Raw genomic sequence first — 16,033 nt, 5'->3', positions numbered from 1 at the left:
GCCGGCGTCATTGCCGGCCGCGTCATGCGTTTTCGTCGGTCGCACTTGATCCATGACATGCAAGGACTACGCGTTGATGCAAGGCAATCACTCTGGGGCGATGACGCGGCGGCAATTGCTGGCGCGCATCGGCATGACCGCTGGCGGCGCGATGATGTATCAGGCGATGAGCAGCCTGGGCATGGCGGCCGAATCGCGCTTCACCGGGCCACTGCAGCTGGATGGCGACCCGAAGGGCGCGTCCGTGCTGATTCTGGGCGCGGGGCTGGCCGGGATGACCGCTGCCTTCGAATTACGCAAGGCTGGATATCGCGTGCAGGTGCTGGAATACAACGGCCGCCCCGGCGGCCGTAACTGGACGCTGCGCGGCGGCGATCGCTATACGGAACTGGGCGGCGCCACGCAGCACTGCCAGTTCGACGATGGGCTGTATCTCAACCCCGGGCCGTGGCGTATTCCGCACCACCACAAGGCGGTGTTGAGTTACTGCAAGCAGTTCGGCGTGGCGTTGGAAGCCTTCAACCAGGTCAACTACAACGCGTTGCTGCATAGCCAGAACGGCTTCGATGGCAAGCCGCAGCGATTCCGCGCGATCGATGCCGATTACAAGGGCCATGTCTCCGAGCTGCTGGCCAAGTGCACGCAGCAGCACGCACTGGATACGGCTGTGAGCCGCGAAGACCAGGAGGTGCTGCTCGAATCGCTGCGCACCTGGGGCGCGCTGGATCAAAAGTTCGGCTACGTCAAAGGCAAGGACAGCAGCGAGCGGCGCGGCTTTGCGCGCTACCCCGGTGGCGGCTTGTCGGGCAAGCCGGAATTCTCCGAACCCTTCAGCGTGCAGGATGTGCTGCGTTCGCGGCTATGGACCACGCTGGCGGCAGGCAATAACTACGAAATGCAGACCACCATGTTTCAGCCGGTGGGTGGCATGGACCAGATCGGCAAGGCGTTCGCGCGCCAGCTCGGCGATGCCATCACCTACAACGCCAAGGTCACCAGGATCGATCAGGACGGCAGCGGCGTGCGTGTGTCCTGGCAGGACGCCACGCGCGGCGGCGAGGAACGCGTGGCCAGTGCCGATTGGTGCATCTGCACGATTCCGTTGTCGGTGCTCAGCCGGATTCCCACCACCGCCAGCGACGCGATGACCACCGCGATCGGCAGCGTGCCGTATGCCGCGTCGGTCAAGGTGGGCCTGCAATTCAAACGGCGCTTCTGGGAAGAGGACGAGGCCATCTACGGCGGCATCAGCTACACCGATCTGCCGATTACCCTGATCAGCTATCCCAGCACCGGTTACCACAGCTCCGGCAAGGGCGTGCTGCTGGGGGCGTATGTGTGGGGGCTGGATGCCTACCAATTCACCTCCATGTCTCCGGAGCAGCGGGTGCGCAAGGCGGTCGAATACGGAACGCAACTGCACCCGCAATATCCGCGCGAATTCGACAACGGTATCGCGGTGGGTTGGCATCGCGTGCCGTTCACGCATGGCTGCTTCGGCATGTGGAGCGAACAGGCGCGTGCCGAGCACTATGAGCCGCTCTGCCAGATCGATGGCCGCCTGGCGCTGGCGGGCGAGCATGTGTCCTATATCCCGGCCTGGCAGGAGGGCGCGATCCTGTCGGCGCACGATGTCGTCGGCCGCCTGCATCGCAAGGTCATTGCCGGGGGAGGTCGCGCATGAATCTGTTGCCACGCGTGTTTGCTGCGGCCGTTGCGCTGGTCATCGGCGCGGCGCTGCTCCCTCCCGGCCTGCGCGATGCGCAGGCGCAAAGTTCCGACGCCACGGCGCTGTATCCGCAAAAGGGGTTCGCCACCGCATCCGGCGAGCATGTCTATCGTGCGGTCTGTCAGGGCTGCCACATGCCCGCCGGCAGCGGTGCGCAGGGCGCCGGCGAATACCCGGCGCTTGCGGGCAATCCCAAGCTGGCGGCTGCGCCCTACGTCACCATGATGGTGCTCGACGGTCACGCCGGCATGCCGGGATTTGGCGACATGCTCACAGATCGCCAGGTGGCCGAGGTGGTGAGCTATGTACGCACCCATTTCGGCAACGACCATGCCGAGCGCGTCACCGCCGACGACGTCAAGCTGCTGCGCCACTGAATTCTTTCTTCCAAGGAGTTGCCATGTTCCGTCCCATCGCCACCGCCCTCGTTGCCACCGTCGTGTTGTCTGCAGGCCTGAGCGCCGCAACTGCTGCCGAGGTGATTCGCCACAAGATTCCCAACAGCGATTTCCCCATTGCCGCGGCGGTCGAAATCCCTGCCGGCAAGGCCACCGTGTATGTCAGCGGCAAAGTGCCTGCGGTGGTGGACACCAGCGCGCCGAAGGACTCTGCAGCCGCGTACGGCGACACCAAGGCGCAGACGGTGAGCGTGCTGAAACAGATCCAGGACCAGCTGAAATCGCTGGGCCTGGGCATGGGCGATGTGGTGAAGATGCAGGTGTTTCTGGTCGGCGACCCGGCGATGGGCGGCAAGATGGATTTCAACGGGTTCATGGAAGGCTACCGCCAGTTCTTCGGCACCAAGGAACAGCCCAATCTGCCGGCGCGCTCGGCCTTCCAGATCGCTGCGCTGGGCAATCCGCTGTATCGCGTCGAGATCGAAGTGGTTGCCGTGCGTCCCTGAAGTCGCGTCGTTGCCTTGCTGGAGAGTGCCATGAACACCGCCGTATCGCGTCGCAGATTCCTGCGTGATTCCGCCCTGTTTGCCGGTGCCGCCGGGACCGGTGCATTGCCGCTGCTTGCCAGCGCCGCCGAACGCACTGCGGCCATTGAACCAACAACCGCAGGCGCGCTGGCGCCGGTGATGATCGGCTCCAACGAGTTCCCGGATGGCCCGTCTGCGGCCGCGGTCAGGGCCATTGCGCAGATCGCACCGCAAGGCGGGCGCTATCTGCGGCAGGTCCAGATGGAATTGATGACCACGCTGGCGGCCGAGCTCAAGCTGCCGGTCGATCACCTGATGGCCTATGCCGGCTCCACCGAGCCGCTGGACTACACGATGCTGGCCTTCACCTCGCCAGGCGCCGCGCTGGTGACGGCCGACCCGACCTACGAATCGGGGTGGCGCGCTGCCGCGCGCAATGGCGCCAAGCTGATCAAGGTGCCGTTGCGCAAGGATTTTTCGCACGACGTGCAGGCGATGTGCGCAGCCGACGCCAATGCCGGCGTGATCTATATCTGCAACCCCAACAATCCCACCGGCTCGGTCACTGCCCGCAAGGATCTGGACTACGCACTGGCGCACAAGCCCAAGGGCAGCGTGCTGGTGGTGGACGAGGCCTATATCCACTTCGCGCGCAGCACCAGCAGCGTGGTGGACATGGTTGCTGCCGGCGAGGACGTGGTGGTGCTGCGCACCTTCTCCAAGCTCTACGGCATGGCCGGGATCCGGCTTGGCTACGCGGCCGCGCGCCCGGAGTTGCTTGCCAAGCTGATGTTCTACAGCGTCAACAGCCTGCCGGTGACGGCGGCCGCTGCGGGTCTTGCCAGCTTGCGCGACCCGGATCTGGTGCCGCAGCGCCGTGCACGCACCGCAGCCACGCGGCAGGACGTCATCGATTTCCTCATCAAGCAGGGTTACGCGTGTACCGCATCGGAGAGCAACTGCTTCATGGTCGACGTGAAGCGACCTGCTGCCGGCTTCAAGGACGACATGGCCACCTTTGGCGTGTTCATCGGGCGCAGTTGGCCGGTGTGGCCAACCTGGTCGCGGATCACGGTAGGGACCGAGGCGGAGATGGCACGCTTCAAGCAGGCATTCGTGCAGGTGATGGCCGGCAAGCGTGGCCCGTTGCCTGTGCCGCAGGCCACCGCCGATGTGCACGATCCAATGCGGGACTTCTTCCGCTATGCGTAGCGTCGTGGGTGCCACTGCCGCGCGGTGATCGTGCCGGCGTGGCTATCGCCTGATGCGCTGGCGGTCAGTCGTCGGCGCATCTAAATCACCGCGTGCGGTTGATCGTGCGGCGGCGCAGCACTGCATTGGCGATGGCAAGGGGTACTCTGACGGCACCGACGCAGGCGCGAGCGTCGGTCGCTTTCACGCACCGCGCTTTACTTATTGCAGGAGGACTGCCTTGAAGCTGTTTTCGACGATTGCCGTGCTCGGCGTGATGGCGATGGCGCCCTCGGCCTGGGCGCGGACCTGCGCGGTGACCATCACCGGCAACGACCAGATGAAGTTCGACCAGAGCACCATCACCATTGCGCCCGACTGCACCCAGGTGGATGTGACGCTCAAGCATGCGGGCAAGATGGCGGCCACGGTGATGGGACATAACTGGGTGTTGACCAAATCCGCCGATTTCCAGGCGGTGGCCAACGCCGGTATGCGCTCGACCATTGCCGACAGCTATCTGCCCAAGGCCGATGCGCGGGTGATCGCGCATACCAAGGTGGTCGGTGGCGGGGAAAGCACCACGGTCAGCTTCGCAACCAGCAAGCTCGCCAAGGGCGGCGCCTACACGTTCTTCTGCTCGTTCCCCGGGCACTGGGCGATGATGAAGGGTACGTTGAATTTTGGCTGATGGTGGAGCACTGGGAGCCTGGTTCTAGTGCCCTCTGCGGCGCTGCCGCATCTGCATCGATCCGATGATGGCCAGCGCATCGCCACGCACCAGCGTGTTGTTCTTCGCATTGAGCGGCGTGCGCATCGGCCGCGCATGATGCGCACGCCGCTCAATGCGGCGGCGCATCCGCGGCGTGTTGCATGTCCTCGCCGCGCAAGACCCCGCGCTGCAGCGCCTGCGCCAGGGCACTTTCGCGGCTGCGCGCGTCGAGCTTGCGATACAGATTCTTGAGATGGAATTTGACCGTGTTTTCCGACAGGTGCAGGTGGCGGGCGATCTGTTTGTTGGAGTAACCGCGCGCCAGTTGCGCCAGCACCTCCAGCTCGCGCTCGCTGAACACATCGCTGGCGGGATCCTCATCGCCACTGAGGCGTTCAAGCAGCGCCTGGATGGTCAATGCGCGCGTGGTGCCGCCGACGGTATGCGGGTCGTGCTGACGCAGCGAACGCAGCATCGCCTTGGCGGGCAAGCCGAGTTCGACGATCGCCTGCCAGCTCTGCGTCAGCGCCACATGGTCCAGCGCGCTGTACAAATGCGGCAGGGCGGCGAGCAGCTCGCCGCGTTGCTGCAGGACCAGCGCGATGCGCGCGCGGGTGCGCGCGAGATGGCAGGCATTGTCGTTGCTCAGACAGGCCTGCTCGATCTGGCCGAGAATGGTCAGCGCCGCATTGCTGCGCCCGGCCAGACGATGCCACCGCGCCAATGCAAAGCCCATCGCCGCGCGATCGCGCCAACGATGCGCCGAGCGCAGGGTATGCGCCAACCCGGATTCCCCACCGGTGCGCGCGATCACCACGTCGATGGCGGCGTTGCCGGGATGCTCCAGCAGCAACATCAGTCGCCAGGCCGACGCCAGCTCCGACAGCCGCGTCAGCTTGCGCCCATGCGCGATCTGCTCGACATGCTCAAGCAACACCAGCGCGCTGCGGCCGCTGTGATCACGCACGCGTTCCAGGCCCAGCGCGGTGTCGTACGCGGCCGCCAGCACGTCCGCGCTGCCATCGTGTTGCTCGAGCAGTTCCAGCGCCGGATGCAGCAGGTCGGCGGCATCGTCGTGGCGACCGCGCTCGTAGTGCACCTGCGCGAGCAGGCAGCTGCCGGCAGCTTCCAGCACGCGGTCCAGTTGCGGCGTGCGTGTGCACCAGTGCAGCGCTTGCCGGTAACAGGTTTCGGCGTCGCCGAGCCGCCCGCGGTAGAAAAAGCTCTGGCCAAGCCAGAGCAACGCCTGGCTGGCGCCCAGATCGCTGCCGCCGCGGTGCATCGCATCGCGCGCAGCCAACGCATAGCGCTCGGCCACCGCAAACCCGCCCTGTGCCAGCGCGGTCGTTGCACAAATGCACAGCAAGGTGCCGCGGCCCAGATGATCGTCTTCGTCCAATGCGTTCGCTTGCGCGGCAATCTGGGTCAGGCCGTGCGGATTGCCGCAGATTTCGTCCAGGCGGTCGCGCAACAACGCCACCACCACGGTGTAGTCGCGCTGCAGCGGCTCGCGCACGGCGGCCGGGAAATCGCGAAAGCGTTCCAGCAACAGGCGTGCATGACTGAACTCACCCAGTTTCAGGTGCAGGTACGCCTGGGTGAGATTCAGTGCCGGCGTGTCGCGGATGCTGCGATGATCGAAATGGCGCAGCAACGCGCGTACCGCATGCATGCCGTGGGTCAGCAGTAACTGCCAGGTGCCGGCGCGCGCGATGTAGCTGGCGGCCAGGTCGCCGCAGTCGCCACGCGCGGCATGGCGCACCGCGTCGGCCAGATGCTGGTGCTCGCCGAACCAGCGCGCTGCGCGCTGATGCAGGTGCACGGCCTGGCCCGGGTGGTCGCGATCGAGCAATTGCTGCAGGAAGTCGGCAAACAACGGGTGATAGCGGAACCATTCGCGCTCGCCATCCAGCGGTACCAGCAGGCCGTGGAAGTGTTCCAGCCGCGCCAGCAGCCGGCCGCTGTCGTCGCGTTGGCGCACGGCGTCGGCCAGCGCGGCGTTGACGCGCTCCAGCAGGCTGGTGCGCAACAGCAGATCGCGCGTGTCGGCATCCAGATCGTTGACCACCTGTTCGGCCAGGTATGCGGCAATCTGCGCACTGCGCCCGGAAAAACGTGCGGTCACTTCCTGCTGACGTTGTGCATCGCCTTCCAGCCACAGTCGCGCCAGATGCAGCGCGACCGGCCAGCCTTCGGTGTAGCGCAGCAGTTCGTCCACCACCGGTGCGGGGATGTGCGGCCCCAGCAGCGCGCGCGCCTCGTCGTTGTCCAGCGCCAGTTGCGCGCTGCCAAGGCGGCCGAGTTGCGCCTGTAGATCCAGCCGCGCCAGCGGCAATGCCGGCACGCGGCGCGTGGCCAGCAACAGATGCAGGCGCCCGCCGCTGTGTTCGACCAGGCGCAACACCAGCTCATCGACCAGGCCATTGCCGGGCCGGTCGTAGTCGTCGAGGATCACGCTGATACGACGCGGCGCGCCGCGCAAGGCGCGGATCAACACGGTGGCCGCATCGCGTGGGTCCTGGTCGCGGTTGTGCATCACCCCGGCGCACAGCGCCGGATCGGCGCCGGCACCCTGCAGCGCCAATGCGAGATGGCCGAGAAAACGCGCCGGATCGGCGTCTTCTTCGTCCAGCGACAGCCACGCCACCGCATCGTCGTGCGCGCGTCGACGCGCATGCCATTGCGCAAGCAGGGTGGTCTTGCCAAACCCCGGCGGGGCCAGCAGCAGGGTGAGCGGGCGCAGCTGCGCCTGATCCAGCGCCGTGAGCAATGCCTCGCGCACTACCGCACCCGGGCGCGGCAGTGGCGGCTCCAGCTTGCTGGCAAGCAGCCAATCGGGAAGAGCATGGTCGCGCGACGGTGACGGGCGCGGGGTGAGCAACGCAACAGGCTTGAGCATGAGGCGAGGGCGGCCGTGGCAGGCGTCAGCGGCGCGTCGGCTCGACACGCTGCACAACGGAAGTGAAACAGCGGCGACGGCCGGCATGTCACCGCGATGGCGACAACGACGGATCGGCTGCTTCGAGGGTCCCCACCCATGCCCATCCGTGAGCACCTTTCAGAAAGGTATGACAGCCGCAAGACAAAAGCAAAGCGCGTGGCCCTCAGTGAGCGCCATCGCAGCGAGAAATGCTGCGCGTTGTGCGCGGGGTCAAGGAACGCGCGGGCCTGCCTGCGTATTCACCCAATGCAGGATGCACGTCCCGCAAGCGGGAATTCCCGCTGCCAGGCAACCTCGCTGATGTTCTGCCCTGCAACCACGCGCCGTCGGCAACGGCGGCGCGCCGGCAGATACCCGCTCGCCCGGGCACTGCCGCCTCGCCGGTGGATGCAAACCCAGGCCAGGCAGCAAGCGCGCCAGGCGCGCGACCGCGCGCTGCCAATGCGCGCCAGACGCTCTGCATTGCTGCAGGTTTCGACCCAAACCTCAGCGTGCCACGTCCGCAAACGCCTCGCGTGCGGCCGCGAGCGTGGCGTCGATCACCGCAGCGTCGTGCGCGCTGGACATGAAGCCGGCTTCGTACGCCGACGGTGCCAGGTACACGCCCCGCTGCAGCATCGCGTGGAAGAAGCGATTGAAACTGGTGGTGTCGCAGGCGGTGGCCTGCGCGTAGCTGTCCACGATTTCGTCGGTGAAGAACAGCCCGAACATGCCGCCGACCCGATTGGTGGTGACGGCGATGCCGGCGGCGCGCGCCGCATCTTCCAGTCCCTGGCACAACACGCCGGTGGCCTCGCTGAGGCGGGCGTGGAAGCCTGGTTCCTGCACCAGCTCCAGCATCGCCAGGCCGGCCGCCATCGCCACCGGATTGCCCGACAAGGTACCGGCCTGGTAGATCGGCCCGGAGGGCGCGATCTGCTCCATCAGCTCGCGCCGCCCGCCATACGCGCCCACCGGCATGCCGCCGCCGATGATCTTGCCGAAGGTGGTCAGGTCCGGCGTCACCCCGTACAGCACCTGCGCGCCACCCAGCGCGACGCGGAACCCGGTCATCACCTCGTCGAAGATCAGCAGCGCGCCATGCCGCGTGCACAGCGTGCGCAGATGCTGCAGGTAGCCGGCCAGCGGCGGTATGCAGTTGGCGTTGCCCACCACCGGCTCGATGATCACCGCCGCCACGTCGGCGCCGATCTCGTCGAACAGCGCGGTGGCGCCTTCGAAGTCGTTGAAGCTGAGCGTGGCGGTCAGCTCGCTCAGGCCCGCCGGCACACCCGGCGACGTAGGCACGCCCAGCGTCAGCATGCCGCTGCCGGCCTTGACCAGGAACGAGTCGCCGTGGCCGTGATAGCAGCCTTCGAACTTGACGATGCGATTGCGCCCGGTGGCGCCGCGCGCCAGGCGCACTGCCGACAGCGTGGCCTCGGTACCGGAGTTGACCATGCGCACCATCTCGCACGAGGGCACCAGCCGGGTGATGGTGTCGGCCATGGTGACCTCGGCGGCGCATGGCGCACCGAACGACAGTCCATCGCGGATGGCGCGTTCCACCGCCTCGCGCACGGCGGGGTGGTTGTGGCCGGCGATCATCGGGCCCCACGAGCCCACGTAGTCGATGTAGCGGTTGTCGTCGACGTCGTACAGATACGGGCCGTCGGCGCGCGCCACGAAGAACGGCTCGCCGCCGACCGACTTGAACGCCCGCACGGGGGAATTGACGCCCCCGGGCAACAGGGTCTGCGCCTGGGCGAACAGGGCGTGGGAGCGGGTGTGATTCATGCGCGCAGATCCTTGAGGAATATCGATGGGGGCAGCGATGCCCGGTAGCGGGCATCGCGTCCGCCATTGTCAGGCCTGCGGGCTCGCGCGCCTACCCGACAGTGGCCCGCCTACCCGTCGGAGCCGCCGGGTAGGGGAACTTGGCTGCCTATGATCGAACGCGACGGTATCGACAGTTTGGGTATGAGCTGATGGCGTGCGGTCATTGGCGCCCGGCTGCCGATGTTCAGAAAGTGTGATTCCGGTGGCCGTTGGCCCCGTTCAGTTAGCCGCGTTGCCGGCAGTGTCCATCTTGGGGAGAAAGCATGAACCGTAGTATCCAGAAGCGTGCCTTGGCGTTGGCGCTGGTCGTGGCCATGGGGAGCGTCCACGCGCAGTCCACCAGCGGCAGCATCGTCGGCAGCGTGGGACAGAGCAGCGGCACCAGCGTGCTGGTGGAAAACAACAGCGGTTTCAGTCGCGAAGTGCCGGTGGATGCGCGCGGCCGTTACACCGCCGGCAATCTGCCGCTGGGCACCTACAAGGTGACGGTCAAGCGCGACGGCGCGGTGGTGGAAACCCGCGAAAACGTCAGCATCACCGTCGGCGCCAACACCGATGTGTCGTTTGCTGCCGCCAGCGCCGCGGGGAGCGGCTTGCAGACCCTGGACAGCGTCACCGTCAGTGCCGCCAGCCTGGCCACCATCGACGTCAGCAGCGTGGACACCCGCACCGTGGTCACCTCCGAACAGTTGGCGCAGCTGCCGCTGGGGCGTACCGCCGAGGCGATCGCGTTGCTGGCGCCGGGCGTGGTGGTCAACAGCGGCGGCTTCGACAACGGACCGCTCGGCGGCTCGCTGCCCAGCTTCGGTGGCTCGGCCGCCAGCGAAAACGCTTACTACCTCAACGGCTTCAACACCACCACCATCAGCAACAACCTGGGCGGCCTGACCCTGCCGTACGGCGCCATCGACCAGCAGGAAATCTTCACCGGCGGCTACGGCGCGCAGTTCGGCCGCTCCAATGGCGGTGTCATCAACCAGATCGGCAAGCGCGGCACCAACGAGTGGAAGTTCGGCGCCGCCGTCATCTGGGAGCCCAACGGCCTGCGCGCCAACCAGCGCGATATCTACTGGCGCCCGGACAGCCAGGGCAGCACCGTCAACAACGCCGCCTACCGTTATGCGCGCGCGGCCAACGGTCTGTATCAGCCGGCCAGCGAGGCCGAAGCCAACCAGACCACCTACAGCGCCTATGTCGGCGGGCCGATCATCCAGGACAAGCTGTTCTTCTTCCTGGCCGCCGAGCAGGTCGATTCGGACGGCGTACGCGTGGGCACCAATCGCGACACCGACAACGGCCGCACCGGCGGCCTCACCGATTACGACTACAAGCAGAAGCGCTGGTACGCCAAGGTGGACTGGAACATCACCGACAATCACCTGATCGAGGTGACCGGCGCCAGCGACGAGGCCGAAACCAACGGGTCGATCTACCGCTACGACTATGTCAATCGCCAGCGCGGCAGTTATTTCACCGATGAATCCACCTGGAAAACTGGCCCGACCCTGTTCACCGGCAAGTACACCGGCTACCTCGGCGACAACCTCACCGTGACTGCGCTGTACGGCAAGATGACCACGCCCGACGAGCTGACCCCGTTCAACTACAACGCGGCTGGCGGGCCCGTCATCAATAGCGCCGCGCTGCAGAATCCGGCGTACACCGGCGGTACGCCGCGTATCGGCAACCAACTAGTGACTTCAGTCAGTTCGCCTGACCGCGAGTACAAGAAGGACAATCAGCGCCTCAATCTGGAATGGCGCATCGGCCATCACACGCTCAACTTCGGTATCGACAACCAGAAGTCCGAAGGTATCGATGTCGGCTCGGTGCTGTCAGGTCCGGGCTTTGCGTGGACCTACGGGCAGACCAACGATCCCAATGGGCTGGCGACCGGCGGGTTGGTCAGCCAGTCCGCCAACGAAGCCGGCGGCATCGGTGCACCGAGCCCGGGCCTGGTCGATCCGGTCAACGGCTCCAGCGGCTACTACGTGGTACGCAACATCAACACCAGCCTGTATTCGTATGAGGCCAAACAGCGCGCTTATTACATCGAAGACAAGTGGCAGGTCACCGACAACCTGCTGCTCAGCCTGGGCCTGCGCAAGGACGAATTCACCAACTACACCCCGTTCGGCGACCCCTACATCGAAGTGGACAATGCCTGGGCGCCGCGCCTGGGCTTCAGCTGGGACGTCAACGGCGATTCCAGCCTGAAGGTGTTCGGCAACGTCGGCCGTTACTACCTCGGTCTGCCGTTGTCGGCAGTGAGCCTGTTCACCCCGGCCACCACCACCGATACCTACTTCACCTATAGCGGCATCAACGCCGACGGCACGCCGATCCTGGCGCAGCAGCTGGGGTCGGCGGTGTCGGCCAACTCGCGCTTCGGTCGCATCGCCGATGTGCGTACCGCGGTGGTCAAGGACATCGAGGGCGAGAACCAGGACGAAGTCATCCTCGGCTTCACCAAACAGCTGGACACCGGCTGGGTGCTGGGCGTACGCGGCACGCATCGTCGGCTCAATGCCGGCATCGACGATCAGAACTACGACGTCTCCAACACCGCGTTGATCAACGCCGCGGCCGCGCAGGGTGTCACCATCGACTTCTCGCAGGTGGCCGGCGCATCGCTGATCAATCCGGGCCAGACCAACACCTGGGGCGTGATCGGCACCGACGGTCAGTTCCACGAAGTGTCGGTGAGTCGCGAAGCGGCGGGTTTCCCGAAGTTCAAGCGCAACTACTCGGCGGTGGAATTCAATCTGGAGCGCCCGTTCGACGGCAAGTGGTACGCCAAGGTCAATTACGTCTGGTCGCATAGCTACGGCACCACCGAAGGCCAGGTACGTTCGGACCTGTGGCGCACCGGCGGCGCGCTGGGCAGCTACCAGGGCCAGGCCTCGGTCTCGACCACGCAGAGCTGGGACCATGCAGCGTTGATGGAGCATTTCAACGGCGATCAATCCAACGACCACCGTCATCAGCTCAAGCTGTTCGGTTTCTATCAGTTTAACCCGCAATGGGGCGCTTCGGCCAACTTCAGCCTGATCTCCGGCGCACCGCATAACTGCCTGGGTAACTACTACGGCACCGAGTACAGCGGCCGCGATCCGGCCGGTTACGGCGGCAGTGCGATCACCGGCGGGCCGTACCACTACTGCTACAACCCGGAAACCGGCACCGGCAGTGCATCGCCTCCGGGCTCGCAGGGCCGCCTGGGCTGGATCGCCCAGCTCGACATGGGCGTGACCTACAAGCCGGCGTTCGCCGACGGCAAGCTGGCGCTGCGCCTGGATGTGTTCAACATCACCAACGAGCAGACTGCGACCAACATCTACCCGTTCTCGCAGTTGCCCGACAACACCACCAACCCGCTCTGGGATCAGGTCGTGGCCTACCAGGCGCCGCGCTCGGGCCGGGTGACGCTGAGCTACGACTTCTAATCGCGTCAGGCGACGGAGTCAAAACCAGCAGCGACGCGTGATGGCACGCGTCGCTGCTTTTTTTTGCGGTGATGGGACTTCAATCAGCTTCAACGGCCTTGATAAGACACGCGACCCGCGCGATCTTTTTACCGAGTCACGATCAACATTCTGGTGCGGCGAGGGCAGCGCGCCCTCGGTCCACCGAGCTTTGCCTGCATCTATCCGATGCGACGACTCGATCATTCGGTTGTCTTGAGTGGGGTGGATGATGCGGACAGATCACTTGCAGAGCGGTTGATCTGTGGTTTGGCTGCAGTGCCCTTGCCCGCCTGCCATCGCGGGACACGCCGCAAGTACGCCCCTGTAGGCTCTTACGCGGCATCCATGCCGCGTAAGATCCCGCGACGGTGGGCGGCAAGGACCAGTCGAGAGTGTCGGTATGCATAGTGAGAGCAAAGCATGACTTGCGTTGTTTGAAGAACGCCGCGGATCATCTTTGCCACGCAAGGCGATCAACCTAAGGCTTCAAAAAAAAGCAACCGACTCACTCTCTGGTGCGGTGTCCTTACCGCTTGCGGGACCGTGTGGCGGCATGGATGCCGCCACCGAGCCTCCACGGACGGATTCACGGCGTGTCCCGCAAGCGGTGAGGGCGCCGCGCCCTCGACTGACCAAGCTTTTGACCTGAGCTTCCGACTGCATAAAACATCGTTACGACTCGAAATCTTCATGGTCTTGCGTCTGGCGTCTTGGACAGCACGTGTCGAGGGCAGCGCTGTCGTCTGCCAGCCACGCTACCGCGCAAACCCGGCCCGATATGCCTGCACTGCTGCAACCGGATCCGGCGCGGCGTACACGCCACTGACCACTGCAACCAACTCGGCACCTGCTGCAACCAACGCGGGCACCTGCGCCGCCGTGATGCCGCCAATCGCTACCCGTGGCACTCCCAACTCTCCAGCTTGCTGTAGCAACGCAGGCGTGGCACGACGCGTCGTCACTTTGGTCGTGGTCGGGAAAAACGCACCGAAGGCCACGTAGCTGGCACCTGCGGCAGCTGCGGCGCGGGCGCGATCGATCTCGTCGTAGCACGACACCCCGATGATCGCCTGCTCGCCCAGTAGCGCGCGTGCCGCCGGCACATCGCCATCGTCCTCGCCCAGGTGCACGCCCTGCGCACCGACCTGCGCGGCCAGCTGCGCATCGTCATTGATGATCAACGGCACCCCGTGCACCGCGCAGGCCTCGCGCAGCGCGCTTGCCTGGCGCAGCCGCAGGGCCGTGTCTGCCTGCTTGTTGCGGTATTGCAGCCAGGCGATCGCAGGCAGCAACGGTGCGGTGCGCAGCAGCAGGCGCTGCGTGTTGGGCTCATCGGGAGTGATCAGGTAAACGCCGCGGACGTTGAGGCGGTTGGGCATGACAGCGCTTCCGAAAGAGGTGGGTGGGATGGGACAATGCAGGCCCACCGTTGCGTGACCGCGATTATCCAATGAGCGACACATCCACCACCACCTACCGCACCTGGATGTGCGTGGTCTGCGGATTTCTCTACCACGAGGCCGACGGCATCCCCGAAGAAGGCATCGCCCCCGGCACCGCCTGGCAAGACGTGCCCGAGACCTGGACTTGCCCGGACTGCGGCGTGACCAAGGACGACTTCGAGATGGTGGAGATTGACTGAAGAGATGCCGGTCAGAGAATTTTATTGATCTTATCTCTGGAGAATAATGGAATTATCTTCTTGGCTAAGAATTTCATGTGGGGAGGTTGAAATACGAATTTTAGAAGAGTAGCTTGCGTGGGCAGCCAATAATGTCTGCCAGAACCATGATTGCTTTTCGGTTAGTCCTGTTCATGCGCAATTCTCCGAAATCATTTCAATATTAAAAGGATTTTTTATGTTGAAGGTATCGATGCGTGCGGCGATGTTTGCCTTGGCCTTTGCAGTGCCATTCGGGGCGATTGGTTCCACCACTGGCCAGCAGTCCCTGATTCAGGGCATGGGTGAGCGGTTGCCGGCTGGCAAGGCAAATCTAAGCCTGTCGCCGCTGTTTAAAGTGTATGTTTTCGAGAAGGCGGGTCTTAAATTCGTTCAGATTAACGCTCTTAACAACGATGTGTTAGCAGTGTTATCCCTTGTGCCAGGTGCAGCATCTCAACTGCCTATAGGAACCAGTGCACAGGGTGGTATGGCGCAATCGAACGGAATGCTGACAGCTCAGGCAAACTGTCCTTGTAGTGCGCAGGTGGTTTACAGTGACGCTAACTATAATATAGTGGTTATATATGGTGCGAATGGAGAGTATATAACCTCCTATCAGGTGCCAAGGTCTCCTCAGGGTAAACCCCAGTAGCGCCTTGAATGGTTTCCTGACAGCAACAGTCAGTGCGCCCGGGCGCGCTGACTGTTCAATTCCACCAGATGCTCGTGCAGGTTTGCAGCATCCTGGGCGCCGGGATTGAGCAGCAGATAACGCGACAGATCATGCCGGGCACCGTTGCGGTGGCCCAGGTGCAGATACGCCATGCCGCGGTCGCGCAGCGCTTCGGGCTGGTCGGGCACCAGCTTCAGGATGCGGTCGGCGCTGCGTGCGGCGCGGTCCCAGTGTTCGGCATCGGCGTAGACGCCGTGCAGATTGCGCAGGATGCGGATCAGGATCGCCCGGTGCGGGGCGGGGTCGAGGATCTGCGCCAGGGCACGGTCGTCGGGAATTTCGCCGCCCAGGTGCGGACGCGCGCGTTCGCGCAACTCGTCCACGCCCAGCGGGCGGCCGCCATTGAACGGGTCCATCACCAGCACGCCGTCGTCCACCGGCAGCCGGACCAGGAAATGGCCGGGAAACGACACCCCGGCCAGCGGGATGCCCAGGCGCCGGGCGACTTCGATCTGCACCATCGCCAGCGAGATCGGGTTGCCCAGCCGGCGCTCGAACACCTGGTTGAGATAGCTGTTGCGCGGGTCGTAGTACTCGTCGTGATTGCCCGAATAGCCCAGCTCGTCGAACAGGTAGCGATTGACCGCCGCCATCTTCAATGGCCACAGATCGATCGCATCCACCTCGCGGCGCAGGTGCTCGACGTGGCTCTGCACGAGCGTGTCGTACAACTCGGCGTCCAGCTGCGGATATTCGTCGCGCGCGATCAGCAGCGCGGTGGACATCAACGGCACCGCATCGTCGTCCAGGCTGGCGAGCGCGGTCCAATGGGGAAGTGGGAGCATGTCGACCATGCCGACAGAGTGTCGGCAAGCGGCGCGGGGTTCAAGTCCGGTACTTCCTGACAGGAGACA

At 64.8% G+C, this 16,033-nt stretch carries 12 protein-coding genes; 8 read left to right on the top strand and 4 right to left on the bottom strand.

From position 1 onward, the window contains the following. The first annotated feature begins 76 nt into the window (after positions 1–76). The 5 genes from VZ068_RS16920 to azu all read left to right on the top strand — a co-directional run bounded on the left by VZ068_RS16920 (position 77) and on the right by azu (position 4,536). Positions 77–1,684, top strand: a complete 1,608-nt coding sequence (locus VZ068_RS16920; protein ID WP_349657739.1) for a flavin monoamine oxidase family protein — start codon at positions 77–79, stop codon at positions 1,682–1,684. Continuing rightward, positions 1,681–2,106, top strand: a complete 426-nt coding sequence (locus VZ068_RS16915; RefSeq protein ID WP_259156320.1) for a cytochrome c — start codon at positions 1,681–1,683, stop codon at positions 2,104–2,106. The genes VZ068_RS16920 and VZ068_RS16915 overlap by 4 nt, the downstream gene beginning before the upstream one ends. Before the next feature lie 23 nt (positions 2,107–2,129). Next, positions 2,130–2,633, top strand: coding sequence for a RidA family protein (locus VZ068_RS16910; protein WP_259162776.1), 504 nt, complete (start codon positions 2,130–2,132; stop codon positions 2,631–2,633). Positions 2,634–2,663: 30 nt separating this feature from the next. Then, positions 2,664–3,866 carry a pyridoxal phosphate-dependent aminotransferase gene (locus tag VZ068_RS16905; RefSeq protein WP_349655942.1) on the top strand — a complete coding sequence of 401 codons (1,203 nt, stop codon included), beginning with the start codon at positions 2,664–2,666 and terminating at the stop codon, positions 3,864–3,866. 220 nt (positions 3,867–4,086) lie between these two features. Then, a complete protein-coding gene (azu, locus tag VZ068_RS16900) occupies positions 4,087–4,536 on the top strand; it encodes an azurin (RefSeq protein WP_349655941.1) in 450 nt (149 codons plus the stop codon). A gap of 151 nt (positions 4,537–4,687) precedes the next feature. Here azu and VZ068_RS16895 read toward each other — a convergent pair whose 3' ends face one another. Together VZ068_RS16895 and hemL are read right to left on the bottom strand one after the other, a co-directional pair. After that, positions 4,688–7,456 (bottom strand): LuxR C-terminal-related transcriptional regulator, encoded by a 2,769-nt coding sequence (locus VZ068_RS16895; RefSeq protein ID WP_349655940.1) that lies wholly within the window; start codon positions 7,454–7,456, stop codon positions 4,688–4,690. 528 nt (positions 7,457–7,984) lie between these two features. Next, a complete protein-coding gene (gene hemL / locus VZ068_RS16890; RefSeq protein ID WP_349655939.1) occupies positions 7,985–9,274 on the bottom strand; it encodes a glutamate-1-semialdehyde 2,1-aminomutase in 1,290 nt (429 codons plus the stop codon). A 305-nt stretch (positions 9,275–9,579) separates the two neighbouring features. Between hemL and VZ068_RS16885 the strand changes: the two genes are divergently transcribed. Beyond that, on the top strand, positions 9,580–12,762 hold the full coding sequence (locus VZ068_RS16885; protein ID WP_259156310.1) for a TonB-dependent receptor plug domain-containing protein: 3,183 nt from the start codon (positions 9,580–9,582) through the stop codon (positions 12,760–12,762). A 776-nt stretch (positions 12,763–13,538) separates the two neighbouring features. Here the strand turns inward: VZ068_RS16885 and thiE are convergent. Further along, a complete protein-coding gene (thiE, locus tag VZ068_RS16880; RefSeq protein ID WP_349655938.1) occupies positions 13,539–14,162 on the bottom strand; it encodes a thiamine phosphate synthase in 624 nt (207 codons plus the stop codon). Positions 14,163–14,185: 23 nt separating this feature from the next. Between thiE and VZ068_RS16875 the strand changes: the two genes are divergently transcribed. Next, entirely contained in the window at positions 14,186–14,425 is a 240-nt protein-coding gene (locus tag VZ068_RS16875) for a rubredoxin (RefSeq protein ID WP_259156307.1), read from the top strand. A 217-nt stretch (positions 14,426–14,642) separates the two neighbouring features. Then, entirely contained in the window at positions 14,643–15,098 is a 456-nt protein-coding gene (locus VZ068_RS16870) for a hypothetical protein (RefSeq protein ID WP_259156305.1), read from the top strand. 29 nt (positions 15,099–15,127) lie between these two features. On the opposite strand, the gene VZ068_RS16865 is transcribed toward VZ068_RS16870, so the two are convergent. Next, positions 15,128–15,973 (bottom strand): SirB1 family protein, encoded by an 846-nt coding sequence (locus tag VZ068_RS16865; protein ID WP_259156303.1) that lies wholly within the window; start codon positions 15,971–15,973, stop codon positions 15,128–15,130. Between the last annotated feature and the right edge of the window lie 60 nt (positions 15,974–16,033).

The sequence above is a fragment of the Xanthomonas sp. 10-10 genome (assembly GCF_040182365.1).
GTDB lineage: Bacteria > Pseudomonadota > Gammaproteobacteria > Xanthomonadales > Xanthomonadaceae > Xanthomonas > Xanthomonas arboricola_F.
The sequence above is the reverse complement of the archived record's forward strand: the minus strand, read 5'-3'. Positions and strand labels throughout refer to the sequence as shown.